The sequence below is a fragment of the Arthrobacter sp. GAS37 genome (genome assembly GCF_044908325.1).
Taxonomy (GTDB): domain Bacteria; phylum Actinomycetota; class Actinomycetes; order Actinomycetales; family Micrococcaceae; genus Arthrobacter; species Arthrobacter ramosus.
In genome coordinates this window covers 20,104-36,834 of record NZ_JBIYDB010000019.1, presented here as the reverse complement: position 1 = coordinate 36,834, position 16,731 = coordinate 20,104, and the positions used below count along the sequence as shown (strand labels likewise).

Annotated in this window: 12 protein-coding genes and 1 riboswitch; of the genes, 9 read left to right on the top strand and 3 right to left on the bottom strand. The window is 63.7% G+C overall.

All coding sequences use genetic code 11. The features are described from left to right. Positions 1-3: 3 nt before the first annotated feature. A complete protein-coding gene (locus ABH924_RS15435; protein WP_234753233.1) occupies positions 4-318 on the bottom strand; it encodes a hypothetical protein in 315 nt (104 codons plus the stop codon). 14 nt (positions 319-332) lie between these two features. Beyond that, positions 333-452: riboswitch (SAM riboswitch) on the bottom strand. A gap of 85 nt (positions 453-537) precedes the next feature. Then, positions 538-2,070: a sodium:solute symporter gene (locus ABH924_RS15430; RefSeq protein WP_404500113.1), complete on the bottom strand. Its 1,533-nt coding sequence runs from the start codon at positions 2,068-2,070 to the stop codon at positions 538-540. Positions 2,071-2,373: 303 nt separating this feature from the next. Here ABH924_RS15430 and ABH924_RS15425 point away from each other — a divergent pair, with 303 nt between their 5' ends. From ABH924_RS15425 to ABH924_RS15415, 3 genes are all read left to right on the top strand, one after another. Beyond that, positions 2,374-2,949: a helix-turn-helix domain-containing protein gene (locus ABH924_RS15425; protein ID WP_059388136.1), complete on the top strand. Its 576-nt coding sequence runs from the start codon at positions 2,374-2,376 to the stop codon at positions 2,947-2,949. A gap of 270 nt (positions 2,950-3,219) precedes the next feature. Further along, positions 3,220-4,632, top strand: a complete 1,413-nt coding sequence (locus ABH924_RS15420; protein ID WP_404500111.1) for an ammonium transporter — start codon at positions 3,220-3,222, stop codon at positions 4,630-4,632. Further along, positions 4,629-4,970 carry a P-II family nitrogen regulator gene (locus ABH924_RS15415; protein ID WP_404500109.1) on the top strand — a complete coding sequence of 114 codons (342 nt, stop codon included), beginning with the start codon at positions 4,629-4,631 and terminating at the stop codon, positions 4,968-4,970. The genes ABH924_RS15420 and ABH924_RS15415 overlap by 4 nt, the downstream gene beginning before the upstream one ends. A gap of 65 nt (positions 4,971-5,035) precedes the next feature. Here the strand turns inward: ABH924_RS15415 and ABH924_RS15410 are convergent, their stop codons facing one another. Beyond that, positions 5,036-7,024 (bottom strand): amino acid transporter, encoded by a 1,989-nt coding sequence (locus ABH924_RS15410; protein ID WP_404500107.1) that lies wholly within the window; start codon positions 7,022-7,024, stop codon positions 5,036-5,038. A 244-nt stretch (positions 7,025-7,268) separates the two neighbouring features. Between ABH924_RS15410 and speB the strand changes: the two genes are divergently transcribed. The 6 genes from speB (at position 7,269) to ABH924_RS15380 (ending at position 16,682) form a co-directional block, all read left to right on the top strand. Continuing rightward, positions 7,269-8,333, top strand: coding sequence for an agmatinase (speB, locus tag ABH924_RS15405; protein ID WP_404500105.1), 1,065 nt, complete (start codon positions 7,269-7,271; stop codon positions 8,331-8,333). Further along, a complete protein-coding gene (locus ABH924_RS15400; protein WP_404500103.1) occupies positions 8,330-9,994 on the top strand; it encodes a thiamine pyrophosphate-binding protein in 1,665 nt (554 codons plus the stop codon). The genes speB and ABH924_RS15400 overlap by 4 nt, the downstream gene beginning before the upstream one ends. A gap of 179 nt (positions 9,995-10,173) precedes the next feature. Continuing rightward, on the top strand, positions 10,174-10,656 hold the full coding sequence (locus tag ABH924_RS15395) for a MarR family winged helix-turn-helix transcriptional regulator (protein WP_234753240.1): 483 nt from the start codon (positions 10,174-10,176) through the stop codon (positions 10,654-10,656). Between the two features lie 11 nt (positions 10,657-10,667). Beyond that, positions 10,668-12,707: an MFS transporter gene (locus ABH924_RS15390; protein ID WP_404500100.1), complete on the top strand. Its 2,040-nt coding sequence runs from the start codon at positions 10,668-10,670 to the stop codon at positions 12,705-12,707. A gap of 148 nt (positions 12,708-12,855) precedes the next feature. Next, complete coding sequence (locus ABH924_RS15385) at positions 12,856-14,589, top strand: ABC transporter ATP-binding protein (RefSeq protein ID WP_404500098.1); 1,734 nt, start codon at positions 12,856-12,858, stop codon at positions 14,587-14,589. Then, positions 14,586-16,682, top strand: coding sequence for an ABC transporter ATP-binding protein (locus ABH924_RS15380; RefSeq protein ID WP_404500096.1), 2,097 nt, complete (start codon positions 14,586-14,588; stop codon positions 16,680-16,682). The genes ABH924_RS15385 and ABH924_RS15380 overlap by 4 nt, the downstream gene beginning before the upstream one ends. Positions 16,683-16,731 lie beyond the last annotated feature (49 nt).

Genomic DNA, 16,731 nt, shown 5'->3' with positions numbered 1-16,731 from the left:
TAGCTAGAACGCGCTCAGGATGAAGTGCCTCTGCACGCCCGCCCGGTGCCCGGTTGCCGCCACCGTAAGGGTGAGTTTCCGTGTCGCGGGGAACCAGCGCGCGGGCTGGACTGCTTTTGAGAGCGCTTCGGTGATGAGCCGGGGCTCATGATGCCAATAGCGTTCCAGGTTTCCGTCCACCACGAACGTGATGGAGCCTTGGGAGAGGTCGACGCCGGGAATCACCCGGACGAACTCGTCCACCCGCCGGGGGCGGGGCAACAAGAGGGTGCCGGAGTGGGTGGTGCGGTCGGCTGTGGCGCCGTTTTCGAAAGGCATGGCCTTCTCCTGTGGAGTTGCTCTTGCCCGTTCGGTTGTCTCTGGTCCGAGCCGGGCCGCTTCTTCATCCGAACCACCCGTGAACATGGGGTTGGCGTGTGGCAAGTCGGAGCTTTGCACCACATCTCTTGAAGCTCTTCCTACTGTACATGCAGCAGCGGCGCCGCACCCTCTCAAGGAGAAGGTGCGGCGCCGCCGTCGTACTCAGCTTGCTGAAGCTTAGTGGCTGGCCACCGGGTGGGGTTCCAAGGGGAGTTCCTCCACGGCCGCCCCGGCAACGCGGCGGTCCCATGCTTCGCGGACCGCGGGCTCGGTTGGCGGCGTCAGGAGGGAGACCACAACGTAGACCAGGAGCGAGGCGCCGAGGCCCCAGTAGATGGGATCGTTGGCGTAGACGCCGTCTTCGCTGGGGATGATTCCCGTGGCGTAAGCGATCAGCAGGCCCAGCGTCAGTATGGACCCGACCGCCATGGACCAAGCCGCGGCAATACCGGTGCCACGCTTCCAGACCAAGCCACCGAGGATAGCAACCAGCAGGCCGCCCACCAGGATGTCGTAGGCGATGGTCAGGGCCACGACGACGTCTTGCGCCGCCATGGAGATCAGCACGGCTACGATGCCCAGGCCAAGGACCCAGTACCGGTTGGCCTTGACGTCGTGCTCGGGGTTTTCGGTGTCGTCGGTGTTGATCGTCTTGCCGAACCAGCTGGCCACGAACGGGACCACGTCGGCGCGGGCAACGGTGGCTGCGGCGATGAGGGCTCCGGACGCGGTGGACATCATGGCCGCGACTGCCGCGGCCATGACGAGGCCGCCGATGCCGATCGGCAGGATGTGGGTGGCTACCTCGGCGTAGACAACGTCCTTGCCAAGGGCCTTGACGTCGATGTTGGGCAGGGCAACGCGGGCGGCAAGGCCGATCAAAGCGCCGGCGACGCCGTACAGGACGCAGTAGATACCGGCAGTGGCGCCGCCCCAACGGGCCACCTTGGGGGTCTTGGCAGTGAAGACGCGCTGCCAGATGTCCTGGCCGATCAGCAAGCCCAGGGTGTAGACCACGAAGTACGTGATGATCGTCTGGGCTCCGATGCCGTCCAACTGGAAGAAGCTGGCGTCAACACGGGCACGGATGCCGTCGAAGCCGCCGGCGGCGTTGAGGACGAACGGGAGCATGAGGAAGAAGATGCCCACCGTCTTGATGATGAACTGCACCTGGTCGGCGAGGGTGATGGACCACATGCCGCCGATGGTGGAGTAGACCAAGACGATGGCGCCGCCGACGGCGATGGCGAGCCAGCGCTCCCAGCCGAAGAGGACGACGAAGATGGTGGCGTAGGCGCCCGTCGACGTGGCGCACAACATGAGGGTGTAGGCCAGCATGACGATGCCGGAGGTCTGCGTGGCGCGCTGGCCGTAACGCAGGCTCAGCATCTGGGAGACCGTGTAGATCTTCAACCGCTGGATGGTGCCGGCGAAAAGCAGGCTCAGGAGGAGGACGCCCGAACCGATGGCGACTACCAGCCACATGCCGGAGATGCCGAACTTGTAGCCGAGGCCGACGCCGCCAACCGTCGATGCGCCGCCGAGGACGACGGCGGCCATGGTGCCGGTGTAGAGCATCGGACCGAGGCGGCGCCCTGCCACCAGGAAGTCGCTGTTGTTCTTGGTGCGCGACTTGCCCCACCAGCCGAAGGCCAGCATGGCGAGCAAATACACCACCACGATCGCAATATTGATGAACGAAGAGTCCACGGTCGGCTCCTGAAAGTGATGCGCAGAGTTCCTGGGGATTCCGACGCCGGTCCGCTGGGTTTCGTTGCGGGTCGCGGAAGGTCTCTGCGCGGGTGATTGGGGAGAGTAGCCTGTGATGTATGCCTCACAAGCAACACTTGTTGCCTATGAGGATACGTAGTGATGCGAGTAACAGTCAAGGCGCTGCTTTGCGCAGCGGACTCATCGGCGGACCTCTAGCTAGCCAAAGGCCCTGCCACGCGGGCGATCCGGCTACTATTGCTGCAATGACAGGGCCGCATAAACGGCCTGAAAGGTTCGTGAATGAAGGCTCTCCCCGTTGAACCGAGCAACGTCCCCGTTGCCATCGGTTCCAGAATCCGTGCCGCACGCCAATCGCAGCGGCTCACCATCGAGCAGGTTGCCGACGCCACCGGCCTGACCAAAGGGTTCCTGAGCCGTGTGGAGCGTGACCTGACGTCGCCGTCGGTCGCTTCCCTTGTGACGCTTTGCCAAGTTCTTTCGGTGTCTATCGGAGACCTTTTTGCCGCGCCGGAGACACATCTGACCCGGCGCGACGATGGGCCGCGGATTTCGCTCGGCGGCCAGGGAATCGTGGAACGGCTCCTGACCGCCCGATCGGAACGGCGGTTGCAGATCCTGCAGGCCTCCATCGAGCCCCGCGGCCGGGGAGAAGCCGAGCTTTACGCTGTCGATTGCGACGTCGACGTCCTGCACGTCGTCAAGGGCCGCATTAAATTGATCCTCACCAACGAGGAGTACGAGCTCGAAGAGGGAGACACGCTGTCCTTCCCGGGCCGCGAGCCGCACACCTGGGTCAATCCGACGGACGAGCCCGTTGAGGTGCTCTGGATCCTGGTGCCGGCAGCCAGCCGCTGACGCTGGCGCTGTGAACCCCCGGCGTACGGGGCCGACACGCGGCGTGTAACACGCCTGAAACATGACTGACTTCAGGATTTAACTCTGGGGCCTGCGCTGTTACGTGCCTGAAATGATCCGTGCCGAATGCTGAAACAGGGCGACGGTACGTTCGAGTCAACGCAACTCGTCAAGGTCGGTATCCCGTGGGGTACCAGGACCTGTTCGTTTTAAAAATGGTCTCGCCGTGCGGGCGCCATGGAGCGCCGTATATGCAGGAAGGCTCCCGAAATGAACCCAGCATTCTTCAGCGTAGGGCTCGATGTGAACCCCCAGACCCTCGATCCCGGCGCAACAGCCTGGATGCTTGCAGCTTCCGCCCTCGTCCTTCTCATGACGCCAGGTTTGGCGTTCTTCTACGGCGGCCTGGTCAGGATGAAGTCCGTCCTCAACATCATGATGATGAGCTTCGGCGCCATTGGCGTGGTCGCGGTGGTCTGGGCCCTGTGGGGCTACGGACTCGCATTCGGCCCGGACACCCTGGGCGGCTTCATCGGAGATCCCTTCGCGAACTTCGGACTCAGCGGACTGGCCAGCGTCATCGGCGGGAAAGCCCCGGGCTTGCCGGACATGGTCTTCATAGGATTCCAAGCCACCTTCGCCATCATTACGGTCGCATTGATCAGTGGCGCGGTGGCCGAACGTGTCAGGTTTGGCCCGTGGCTGTTGTTTGCCGGCCTTTGGGTCACCATCGTCTACGCTCCCATTGCCCACTGGGTCTGGGGTGGCGGCCTCTTCGGATCCACCGGGATCATCGGCAGCAAGATCTCAGCCCTCGACTTTGCCGGTGGCACCGTTGTCCACATGAACGCGGGCATGGCCGGGCTGATGCTAGCGGTCGTGCTCGGCAAACGGCTCGGATTCATGAAGGACCCCAACATCCGGCCGCACAACCTTCCCTTCGTGATGCTTGGGGCCGGCTTGCTGTGGTTCGGGTGGTTCGGCTTCAATGCCGGTTCGGAACTGGCCGCTGATGGAATCGCCGCACTCGCCTGGACAAATACCCTCCTGGCCACAAGCGCAGCACTCCTCGGCTGGCTGCTTGTCGAACGGCTCCGCGACGGCCACGCAACGTCCCTCGGTGCCGCATCCGGCGCCGTCGCGGGCTTGGTGGCAGTCACCCCGGCCTGTGGATTCGTGGATCCCATTGGCGCCATCGTCATCGGCGTCATCGCTGGTGCCGTCTGCGCACTGGCCATCGGGCTGAAGTTCAAGATCGGCCTGGACGATTCCTTGGACGTTGTTGCCGTTCACTTTGTCGGCGGCCTGTGGGGGACCCTGTCCCTCGGATTCTTCGCCGTACCCTCGGCAAAGACTGAAGGCGGCCTCTTCTACGGCGGCGGCCTGACCCAATTCTGGCCCCAAATATTGACGGCCCTGATGGTCACCGCGTGGACGGCGATCATGACGACGCTGATCGGGCTGGCCATCCACAAGACGGTGGGCATGCGCGTCAAGGAGCACGAAGAGCTGACGGGCATCGACATCACGGAGCACGCGGAAACCGCCTACGAGCTGGCCATGGTTGGCGGGTCCTTCAATCCCGGAGAACCACAGAACGGCAAAACCCCGTCTTCCAGCGGTGAACCAGAAACTAGCTCTAACGGGAAAACAGATCGGATGCGCAGCAAGGCGTCGACGTGAAACTGGTCACGGCCATCGTGAGGCCGGAGCGGATCGACGAGGTCCGGGAAGCCCTAGAACGCTTTGGAGTCAACGGGATGACCGTGAGCCAAGCGAACGGATATGGCCAACAACGGGGCTACATCGAGGTGTACCGGGGCGCGGAATACAACTCCGATCTCCTTCCCAAGGTCCGGGTGGAGGTCCTGGCCACGGACGAGCTGGTGGACGGAATAGTGGACGCCATCATCTCCGGCGCCAGTACCGGCCAATTCGGGGACGGCAAGATCTGGACCATCGAGGTTTCCCAGGCGGTGCGAGTCCGGACAGGGGAGCGCGGCGCCTCCGCGATCAGCTAAGGCGATCAGCTAGAAAAGACTGTGTTGGTGCCGCTCCGCGGGGAGCGGCACCAACACTGCCATGTTCAGCCCACGTGCACCCACGGCCTGCGCGTGATGTCCGGTTCGGCTTCACGGAGCACTTCCCGGGTTACCGGGGCGATCTCGCCCTCGCCGAAGAAGAGGAACTTGCTCAGGTTGGCGATGGGGTTGCCTTCGGTCCAGCGGAAATAGATATGCGGCATGAGTCCCGTGACGTCCCGGATGTGGAGTAGCACCGCGGCGAGCGTGTTGGGCACGTTGTTGCTGTGAACCTCCAGGATCTTGAAGCCGTGGCGGCGCTTGCCTTCCACGAGGAGTTCCTGCTCGAAGTCGGAGCTGTCGTCCACGATGATCTCGATGAAGATCGCGTGGCTGTCTACCGGCAAGTGGTTGGCTTGCTGGGCATGCTGCAGCTTCAACTGGTACCGGTCGGCGCTCAGCCGCTTGGGCTCGTGGGCGATGATCCGGATAGGGCCTTCCTCGTTCGAGGCCGTGAACTCGAGTGCCATTTGGTCCATCTTGATGTGTGTGGCCCGCAGTTCGAAGGACCGGCGTACCCGCGACGCGAAGCTCACCAGGACAATGCCAAGGATGAACAGGGCCGCGATCCGGATGCCGTCCGGGCGTTCCACCACGTTGGCCACGGTGGTGTAGGCGAAGACGACTGCCACCGCGCCGAAAGCGACGGTCTTGCCCTTCTGCTTCTTCCGGCGCGCGGACAGGGTGACCGCGATCGAGGCCGAGGTCATGAGGACCAGGACGCCGGTGGCGTAGGCGCCGCCTTGGGCCTCAACGTTAGCCTCGAAGACCAACGTGATGATGAAAGCAACGGCGGTGAAGACCAGTACCAGCGGGCGGACGGCTTTGGTCCACGCCGGGGCCATGCCGAAGCGCGGCAAGTAGCGGGGCACGAGGTTCAGCAAGCCGGCCATGGCGGAGGCGCCGGCAAACCACAGGATGGCGATGGTGCTGATGTCATAGACCGTGCCGAAGCCGTCGCCCAGGAATTGGTGCGCAAGGAATGCGAGGGCTCGTCCGTTTGCTTTCCCTCCCGGCTGGAATTCAGCGGCCGGAATGAGGAACGTGGTGATGAAGCTCGAGGCCACCAGGAAGGCACTCATGATGAGTGCCGCCGTCGTGAGCAGTTTGTGGGTGCCGCGGATGCGGCCCGCGGGATTTTCTTCCGTGTCGCTCGGGCTGCCCTTGATCTGTGGCATGACCGCGACGCCGGTCTCGAATCCTGAGAGGCCCAGGGCAAGTTTCGGGAAGACCAGGAGCGCGATGCCCACCATGATCAACGGGTTTCCGTGCTGCTGGTTCAGTGCGGCCCACCAGTCGGTCACCACGTGCGCCTCGGTCACCACGTGCACCAGGCCGACCGCGACGACGACGGCGTTCAGCACCAGATAGACGCCCACCAACACGACGGCGACGTTGATAGCCTCCTTGAATCCCCTGAGGAACACCACGCCAAGCCCGGCGATGAGCGCCAGGGTGATGGTGATTTCCTGGCCGTGGAGCCATTCGGGGGCAAAGGGATTTTCGATGGCGTGGGCGCTCGCATCGGCGGCGGAGAGGGTCATGGTGATCATGAAGTCCGTGGCGGCGAATCCCAGCAAGGCGAGCACGAAGAGTTTGCCGCCCCAGCGGGGGAGGAGCCGCTCGAGCATTGCGATGGAGCCTTCGCCGCGGGCGCTTTCGGCGGCGACCCGGCGGTAGACCGGCAGGGCGCCGAGCAGGGTGACGGCGACCAGGACAACCGTGGCCAGCGGCGAGACGATACCGGCCGCGAGCGCCGCAATGGCGGGCTGGTAGCCGAGGGTGGAGAAGTAATCGACGCCGGTGAGGCACATGACTTTCCACCAGGCCTGGGGCGTGTGGTCCTGGTCCGGTTTGCCGTGTGGACCTTGGCGCTTTCCCGACGTCTCGGGCATTCCGTCGAGCAACCATCGTTTCAATTGCCCCTGTTTGAATTCGCCCCCGGGTTTGGGCCGGTCAGAGGGTTCGGCAGGCGGCCTGGTCAGCGTTGTCACATGGGTCCTTTCGCGCAGCCTGGAAGCTGCTCCAGATGGAGCGTACGGGGGCGTCTGGTAGGGGTTGCCCGTCTTTATGGAATCTTTACGCCCCTTGTGAGGGGGGTCACTTCCCGGCAGACACATTCAAGGCATTTGGCATGTGAGTGTCGTAAACAAGTGATGCATATAAGGCAACTTTGAGTGTATGATTGGTGTCACAGTCACTGTCCGATCCCACCTATTCACAAAGGAGTGGCGCATTTTGGAAGAGCTTCGTATTGAGGCCAACGGCAACCTTGGTCCCATTGATTCGGCCCGAATCCCACGCTATGCCGGTGCTGCCACCTATGCCCGCCTGCCGCGCCTGGACCAGGTTTCCAAGGCCGATGTCACGGTGGTCGGTGTCCCCTTCGACTCCGGCGTTTCCTACCGCCCCGGCGCCCGCTTCGGCGCCAACCACGTGCGTGAAGCCAGCCGTTTGCTGCGCCCGTACAACCCGGCCTGGGACGTCAGCCCCTTTGAGAACATCCAGGTTGCCGACGCCGGCGACATGGCTGTGAACCCGTTCAACATCAACGAGGCCATCGAGACCATCCAGCAGAACGCGCTGGACCTGACCGCCAACGGAAGCAAGCTCGTGACGCTCGGTGGCGACCACACCATTGCCCTGCCGCTGCTTCGCGCCGCCGCCGAACGCGCAGGCGAGCCCGTTGCCATGCTGCACTTCGACGCCCACCTGGACACCTGGGATACCTACTTCGGCGCCGAGTACACGCACGGCACCCCGTTCCGCCGCGCCGTTGAAGAGGGCATCCTGGATACCGAGGCCATCAGCCACGTCGGTACCCGCGGCCCGCTTTACGGCAAGAAGGACCTCGACGACGACCACCGCTTCGGCTTCGGCATCGTCACCTCGGCGGACGTCTACTACCAAGGCGTCCTCGAAACGGTGGCCAAGATCCGCGACCGCATCGGCAACCGTCCGCTGTACATTTCCGTGGACATCGACGTCCTGGATCCGGCCCACGCTCCGGGTACAGGCACGCCCGAAGCCGGTGGCATCACCAGCCGCGAGCTCCTCGAAATCATCCGCGGGTTCCGTGGCATGAACCTCGTGGGCGCAGACATCGTCGAGGTCGCGCCGGCATATGACCACGCTGAGATCACAGGTGTCGCTGCCAGCCATGTTGCCTACGAGCTCGTCACCCTCATGGCGGACAACGCCGTCGAAGGCAACCGTCACGGCGCCGCGAACGGCTACGCCGCCCAGGCCCTTGGCCAGGAATCCCGGCGCCCGGCCGGTTTCGCCCCGGCGGTCACGAAGTGACGGATCAGCGCAACGGCGGGGACCTCGTCGTCGAGACCCTTGAAGCGCTCGGTGCCAAGACGGTCTTCGGGATCCCGGGCCAGCACGCCCTGGGCCTGTTCGACGCCATGGGCCGCGGCAATCTGCACTTCGTGTCCTCCCGCGTGGAGAACAACTCGGCTTTCGCCGCGGACGGGTATTCCCGTGCCACGGGTGAGGTCGGGGTGCTGTTCCTGTCCACCGGTCCGGGCGCGTTGACGTCCCTGGCCGGCCTGCAGGAAGCGTATGCCACCGGCGTGCCGATGGTGGTCGTGGCGAGCCAGATTCCCTTGGAGGGTTTGGGGGCGCGCCGGAAGGGTATGCTGCACCAGCTCGATGACCAGAAGGCCTCGGCCGCGAACGTCACCAAGAGCCAACGCCTCATCCAGCACGCGTCCGGGATTCCCTCGGCCATCCAGGATGCCTGGACCGAGGCCATTTCCTCTCCCCAGGGCCCGGTGTGGATCGAAATTCCGCAGAACGTGCTCCTGGACCCCATCATGGTCCCGCCGGTGGAGGACGCCCTCGCCGAAGCGGCCGACAACCCGCCGCGCGTGGAGCTGATCCGCGAAGCCGTCAAATGGCTCTCGACGGCGGAGCGTCCGGCGATCATCGCCGGCGGCGGCACGCGCCGTGGCAGGGCCGAGAAGTCGCTCTTGTCGATCGCCGAGAAACTCCGTGCCCCGGTGATCTGCACGCCCGGTGGCAACGGGTCGTTCCCGTGGACCCACGAGCTGTCCCTGCAGTCCTGGATCGAAGACCGCCACATGACCGATGTCCTCGAGGACGCCGACGTGCTGATCGTCATCGGTTCCTCCCTGGGTGAGGTGACGTCCAACTACTTCACCTTCGAACCGCGCGGGCGCATCATCCAGATCGACGCCGAACCCCGGGTCCTGGAGTCAAACCGGCCCGGCCTGGGCATCCGCGCCGACGCCGGCCAGGCCCTTGCCGCCCTCGATTCTGCCTTGGATGAGGCACTGTCTGCGACGGCGGCGGCGCCGGACTGGCACGGCACCACTCCCGAGGACCTCGTCAAGGAGTCCCTGGCCAAGGTCAGGGCTCGACTTGAAGAGCAGGACCTCGGCAAGGAACTGAAGTTCATGGCCGACATCCGCGAAGCCGTTCCGGCGGACATGCAGACCTTCTGGGACATGACGATCTCCGCGTACTGGGGATGGAGTTGCTGGGATTCCCGTGAGGGCCAGTTCCACTCGGCCCAGGGCGCCGGCGGCCTCGGCTACGGCTTCCCGGCGGCCATCGGCGGTGCCGTGGGACTGGAAACCGTGGGCAAGCCCGGCCGCGTGCTGGCGGTCTCCGGCGATGGATCCTCCATGTACTCGATCTCCGAGCTGGCCACCGCCAAGCAGCACAACGTCCCGGTCACGTGGCTGATCGTGGACGACGGCGGCTACGGCATCCTGCGCGAATACATGGTGGGTGCCTTCGGCAAGGCCACGGCCACCGAGCTTGCCCGCCCGGACTTCGTCAAGCTCGCCAAGTCCTTCGGTGTCCCGGCCCGCAGAGTGGCCCCGGGCGACGTCGGGGACGCGCTCAAGGAAAGCTTCGCAGCGGACGGCCCCAACGTCGTCGTGGTTGAAACCCTCCTGAAGATGTTCGGCCCCACGCACTTGGGCGACTGACAACCCGGACGCTTCACACCCCAGCGCGAGCTGGCAGATAATGACCCGTTTTTCGAAAGATGAGGGCATTACCTGCCAGTTCGCGCTTGGTGTTTAACGTACCTCACACATCATTAGTTTCCCAAGGCAATCATTTTGGCGTATAGTTGCTTTAGGCAAACAAAAGTGAGGTGTCTTCCATGGCTGTCGCATCCAGCACAGCAACCGAACTCGTCCATCAGATTTTCGATCTGCAGCGGGTACTGCGTTGCATCGTGACCGCGAACATCGCAAAGGATGCCGACGTTGGGTTCGCCCTGCAGGGCGTCATGCGCTTCATCGGCGAAGGGGAGTCCCGGGCCACGAAGCTTGCCTCCCGCCTCGGGGTCAGCCCCCCGGTCCTCAGCAGGCACATCGCCGAGCTGGAGGAACTCGGTCTCGTGGTCCGGCGCCCCGATCCCGCCGACGGCCGCGCACAATTGGTGGCCCTCTCCGAAACCGGGATTGAGAAGGTCCGGGACTTCGAAGAACAGCGCAGCCTCAATTTACGGGCCTACCTCGCGGAGTGGAGCGAGGAAGACGCCCTGGAGGCAGGGCAGGTCCTCGAGAAATTGACCACATCACTCAACCACTCAGTCCGGGCAACGGCGGCCGGCTCCCACCACTCGAACCACACAGCTTAGGAGCAGCAGCAATGGCAACCCGAATACAAGAACGTTCGACGGCGGTGCCGGCGTCATCCGCGCCCATGACGCACCGCCAGATCATGGAGGCCTTGACTGGCCTCCTCGCGGCATTCTTCACCGCTATCCTGAGCAGCACCATCGTGGCCAACGCCCTGCCGACCATCATGTCCGATCTCCACGGCACCCAAACAGACTTCGCGTGGGTTATCACGGCCGCGCTTCTGGCCAACGCCGCCACCACGCCCATCTGGGGCAAGCTCGCCGACCTCTTCGACAAGAAGCTCCTGGTCCAGCTGAGCATCGTGATCTTCGTGGCCGGCTCGGTCATGGCCGGCTTCTCCATGAGCATTCCCTTCCTGCTGACCGCCCGCGTCATCCAGGGCATCGCCTTGGGCGGCCTCACCGCTCTGGCCCAAGCGATCATCGGCACCATGATTCCGCCGCGTGACCGTGGCAAGTACTCGGGCTACATGGGCGCAGTCATGGCGGTAGGTACAGCAGGCGGCCCGCTCCTCGGCGGCTTCATCGTTGACAGCCCGCTCGGCTGGCGCTGGACGTTCTTCGTCTGCGTGCCGCTCGCCGTCGTCGCGCTCATCCTGCTCCAGGTGACCCTCAAGATCCAGCACATCAAGCGCCCGGCCAAGATCGACTGGCTCGGCTCCATCCTGTTGACCTCGGGCGTAAGCCTGCTCCTTATCTGGGTGTCCTTCGCCGGCAACCCGGACTACTACGACTGGATCTCCTGGCAGTCCGCCCTCATGGTCGGCGGCGGCGTACTTCTGCTGGCCCTGCTGGTCCTGGTCGAATCCAAAGTGGCCCAGCCCATCATCCCGCTGAAGATCATCTCGCAGCGCACCACCGCTTTGGCGATCCTGGCCTCCGTGGCCGTGGGTATCGCGATGTTCAGCTCCTCCACCTTCCTGGGCCAGTACTTCCAGGTAGCCCGTGGCGCCACGCCCACCGAGGCAGGCCTTCTGACGCTGCCCATGATTGCGGGCAACCTTTTGGGCTCGGTGGCTTCCGGCCAGCTCATCAGCCGCTTCGGCAAGTGGAAGCGCTTCCTCCTGGCGGGTACTGTGCTGCTGGCTGGCGGCCTTGCCTTCACCGGCACCATCGACCACACCACGGCGCTGTGGATCACCTGCTGCTACACCGCCATCTTCGGCCTGGGCCTTGGCTTGCTGATGCAGAACCTGGTCCTCGCGGTCCAGAACACCGTCCGCGCCCAGGACATCGGCACGGCCAGCGCGTCCGTGGCGTTCTTCCGCTCCGTCGGCGGTGCGATCGGCGTTTCGGTGCTCGGTGCCATCATGGCCACGCACGTCAAGGACCTTGCCACCCAAGGCCTCGCGGCTGCCCACATCCCCGTAAGCGGCGGTTCCAGCAACGCGAGCATGGACCTGACGGACTTGCCGGCCCCGATCCGCGACATCATGCGTGCCGCCTATGGCGACGCGACCGCCCAGATCTTCCTGATCTCCGCAGTCATTGCCCTGGTCGCGTTCATCGCCGTGCTGTTCATCAAGGAAGTCCCGCTGCGGAAGACCGTGGATGCATCGCCGGAGAAGGAGCTGTTGGCGAACGCATCCGGCGAGGCCGGCATGACTCTGGACACCTCCGCGCTTCCGGTTGTCGAATCCGCTGAGTTCGCCCAAGCAGCCGACGACGGCGGCACCCCCTTGGGCGCAAGCCGCGCCCGTGCGGCAGCCGAGAAAGAGCACGATGACCTGGACCTGGAGTTTGCCCGGATCCTGACGCAGGAACGTCCTGATCCTGCCGCCGGCCTGCGCGAGGTCCAGGACCAGCTTGCCCGCACCCAACGCTTGCTGGCCGAGCAACAGCTTCAGCTGAGCAGGGCGCAGCGCGAGCTCCAGGTACGCGTGCACGAACAGCAGGCTACCGCCGTCGAGCAGTCGCGGATCGCCGAGGAGTTGGTCGCCCTGCGCAAGGAACTCAAGCGTGAACGCCGCCGCCAGGAAAGGACCGCCTTGCTGCTCCTCGCCGGCGACGCCTCGAGGGCAGGGGAAACCGGGCGGCACGCGGGCTGAACGCCCAGCTACGCCGCAAGGATGATATTCGGCTATCGATATTTCGCTGAGGCAACGGATTTCGTAGAGTTGAGGGACTAATACTGTCAGCGCCTGCTGCTATCAATGTATTAATTCATTCGCGCACTCTCATTAAGGATCCGTGGGCATGCTTGTCACCCTGATACGGCGCTACTCCAAGCCGTATTTGCCGCAGATACTGGCCGTTATCATCTTCCAGTTGGCGTCTACCATTGCCACCCTTTACCTTCCAAGCCTCAACGCAAAAATCATCGATGAAGGGGTATCCCGGGGGGACACCAACTACATCTGGCAAACGGGAGCCCTGATGCTCGCGGTCGCGCTCGGCCAGGTCATTGCGGCCATCGCAGGGGTCTATTTCGGATCCCGCGTGGCCATGGCCATGGGCCGCGACTTGCGCAGGGACGTCTTCCGCAAGGTCAGTAGCTTCTCGGCCAAGGACGTCAACAGCTTCGGTGCACCGACGCTGATCACCCGCGGCACCAATGACGTCCAGCAAGTCCAGATGCTCATGCTGATGGGCCTGAACTTCATGGTGTCCACGCCCATCATGTGCGTTGGCGGCATCATCATGGCCTTGCGCGAGGACCTCAGCCTCTCGTGGCTCGTCTGGGTCTCGGTGCCCGTCCTCGTGGCCGTGGTTGGTTACCTCGTGGTCAGGCTCATGCCGCTCTTCCGCTCCATGCAGAAGAAGATCGACGTCATCAACGGCGTCCTGCGCGAACAGATCATCGGTATTCGCGTGGTCCGTGCCTTCGTTCGTGAACCGTACGAGGCCAAGCGCTTCGGCGACGCCAACAAGGACCTCACCTTGGTTTCGGTCAAGATCGGCAACCTGTTTGTCTTGATGTTCCCGGCCATTGGAATGATCCTGCACCTTTCCACGGCGGCAGTGCTGTGGTTCGGCGGTCAAAGGGTGGACGCGGGCAACATGCAGGTGGGTTCCTTGACTGCCTTCCTGCAATACCTCCTGCAGATCCTCATGGCCGTCATGATGGGTACCTTCATGGCCATGATGATCCCGCGCGCCTCCGTGTGTGCGGACCGCATCGGCGAGGTCCTCGACGTCGAACCCTCCATCCACGATCCGAAGGCGCCCGTAGCGCCCGCGGAAAAGAAGGGTCGCGTTGAATTCCGCGATGTCACTTTCAAATACCCGGGCGCTGAAGCTCCCGTGTTGAGCAACATTTCCTTCACCGCGGAGCCGGGCCAGACCCTCGCCATCATCGGCTCCACCGGCGCAGGCAAGACCACCTTGGTGTCGCTCCTGCCGCGCCTGTACGACGTCGCGTCAGGCGATGTATTGCTCGACGGCGTCCCGGTCACCAGCCTGGACCGCGATGAAATCACCAGTCGCGTGGCCACCGTGCCGCAGAAGCCGTACTTGTTCTCCGGAACCATCGAGCACAACCTGCGCTTCGGCAAGACCGACGCGACGGACCAGGAACTCTGGGATGCGCTGGAAACTGCCCAGGCCAAGGACTTCGTCATGGAAAAGTCCTCCGGCCTCAACCGCCGGGTGGCCCAGGGCGGCACCAACGTTTCCGGCGGCCAGAGACAGCGCCTCTGCATCGCCCGGGCCTTGGTGACGCAGCCCAAGGTCTACCTCTTTGACGACTCGTTCTCGGCCTTGGATGTGGCCACGGACGCCCGCCTTCGCAGGGCGTTGAAGGAAAAGACGCAGGATGCCACGGTCATCATCGTGGCCCAGCGCGTCTCGACCATTGCGGACGCGGACCAGATCCTGGTCCTGGACAACGGCAGAATCGTTGACCGCGGCACCCATGAAGAACTCTTGGAAACATCACCCACGTACCAGGAGATCGTCGAATCCCAGCTGAGCGCGGAGGAAGTGGCATGAGCGAACAGAATCAGCAAAAGCGCGGCTGGGCCGCGAAAGCCGACGCAGCGAAGGCTGCCCGCGAAGCTGCGGAAGCAAAAGATGCAGCCGCAGCCGGTGCCGTAACAGCCGTGGAAGATGACGACATCGAGGAAGCCGAATACACGCCTGGCGAAGCCGACGGCGGCATGTTCGGCAACCTGCCGGCCAAGAAGGCCAAGGCTTTCGGACCGTCGGCCAAGCGGCTCCTCGGGCTGCTCAAGCCGGAGGCTGCCGGGGTGGTCTTCGTTATCGGCCTCGTGGTGGTCTCCGTCGTCCTGAACGTCATCGCCCCGAAGATCCTCGGCAGTGCCATGGACGTCATCTTCGGCGGCGTCATGGGCAAGCAGTTGCCGCCCGGAGTGAGCCAAGCGGCCTTCGCCGAAGGACTCCGCCAGGCCGGCCAGAACAACTTCGCGGACATGGTCTCCAAGATGGAGCTCACCAACGGGATCAACTTCTCCAAGCTCACGTTCCTGATCTCGATCGTGCTTGTGATGTACTTCGTGGCCAACATCTTCCTGTGGGCCCAGGGCTACATCCTGAACAAGATCGTCATGAAGGTCATCAACCGGCTCCGCAACGACGTCCAGGCCAAGCTCAATCACTTGCCCCTGAACTACTTCGACACCCGCCAGCGCGGCGACATCCTCTCCCGCGTGACCAACGACGTCGACAACGTCCAGCAAGGGCTGCAGCAGGCGTTCGCGCAGCTGGTCAGCTCGGTGCTGACGGTCTTCGGCATCACCATCATGATGTTCATCGTTTCCTGGCAGCTCGCCCTGATCGCGCTGGTGGCCTTGCCGCTCTCCGGTGTCCTTGCCGGCGTGATCGGCTCGCGCAGCCAGAAGCTCTTCGCCGCCCAGTGGAAGAACACCGGCTCGCTCAACGGCCAGATCGAGGAATCGTTCTCCGGCCACGAGCTCGTCAAGGTCTTCGGGCGTGACGCGGACATGCTGGAGCGTTTCGACGAACGCAACGAAGCCCTGTACAAGGCCTCGTTCGGGGCACAGTTCGTTTCCGGGATCATTTTCCCGGCCATGAACTTCGTCTCCTACCTCAGCTACGTGGGCATCGCCGTCGTCGGTGGTTTGCGTGTGGCTTCCGGTTCCATGAGCCTTGGCGACGCCACGGCGTTCATCCAGTACTCGCGTGAATTCACCCAGCCCCTCGGCCAGATCGCCGGCATGGCCAACATGCTCCAGTCCGGTGTGGCTTCCGCTGAGCGCGTTTTCGAGTTCCTGGATGCCGATGAGGAAATGCCGGAGAACGCGGCCCGTCACCTTCCCCCGCGCACGGACGGCCACGTCGAGTTCGAGAACGTGTCCTTCAGCTACGTTGCCGACAAACCGCTCATCGAGAACCTTTCCCTCAGCGCGGAGCCCGGACACACCGTGGCGATTGTCGGACCCACTGGTGCGGGCAAGACTACCCTGGTCAACCTCGTCATGCGGTTCTACGAGCTCAATTCGGGGCGTATCACCCTGGACGGGGTGGACATCAAGGAGCTGAGCCGTTCCGAGCTTCGCTCCAAGGTGGGAATGGTGCTTCAGGACGCTTGGCTGTTCGGCGGCACGATTTACGACAACATCAAGTACGGCAACCTCGACGCCACCGAGGAACAGATCATGGAGGCGGCCAAGGCCACGTACGTGGACCGCTTCGTGCGCGCCTTGCCGGATGGGTACCAGACCATCATCGACGAGGAAGGCAACAACGTCAGCGCGGGCGAGAAGCAGCTCATCACCATTGCGCGGGCCTTCGTTTCCGATCCCTCGCTGTTGATCCTGGACGAGGCCACAAGCTCCGTCGACACCCGTACCGAGCTGCTGCTGCAGAAGGCCATGGCTGCCCTCCGCACGGATCGCACCAGCTTTGTCATCGCCCACCGTTTGTCCACCATCCGCGACGCCGACACCATCCTGGTGATGGAAAACGGCAGCATCGTGGAGCAGGGCAACCACAACCAACTGCTCGCATCGCAGGGCGCGTACTACCGCCTCTACATGTCGCAGTTTGCTGGTGAGGATGCCGGGGAAGCCGTTGTGGATGACTCGACGGTGGTGCACACCTGAGCGCGGATACCAGAATAGGGGCCGGGGAGGATCCGAACGATACGGAAAC

Bases quoted from the DNA above. Each gene is read 5' to 3' on its own strand.
- ABH924_RS15395 (WP_234753240.1), top strand. From the start codon at position 10,174: ATGGCTGTCGCATCCAGCACAGCAACCGAACTCGTCCATCAGATTTTC.
- ABH924_RS15385 (WP_404500098.1), top strand. From the start codon at position 12,856: ATGCTTGTCACCCTGATACGGCGCTACTCCAAGCCGTATTTGCCGCAG.
- ABH924_RS15435 (WP_234753233.1), bottom strand. From the start codon at position 318: ATGCCTTTCGAAAACGGCGCCACAGCCGACCGCACCACCCACTCCGGC.
- ABH924_RS15380 (WP_404500096.1), top strand. From the start codon at position 14,586: ATGAGCGAACAGAATCAGCAAAAGCGCGGCTGGGCCGCGAAAGCCGAC.
- ABH924_RS15420 (WP_404500111.1), top strand. From the start codon at position 3,220: ATGAACCCAGCATTCTTCAGCGTAGGGCTCGATGTGAACCCCCAGACC.
- ABH924_RS15390 (WP_404500100.1), top strand. From the start codon at position 10,668: ATGGCAACCCGAATACAAGAACGTTCGACGGCGGTGCCGGCGTCATCC.
- ABH924_RS15425 (WP_059388136.1), top strand. From the start codon at position 2,374: ATGAAGGCTCTCCCCGTTGAACCGAGCAACGTCCCCGTTGCCATCGGT.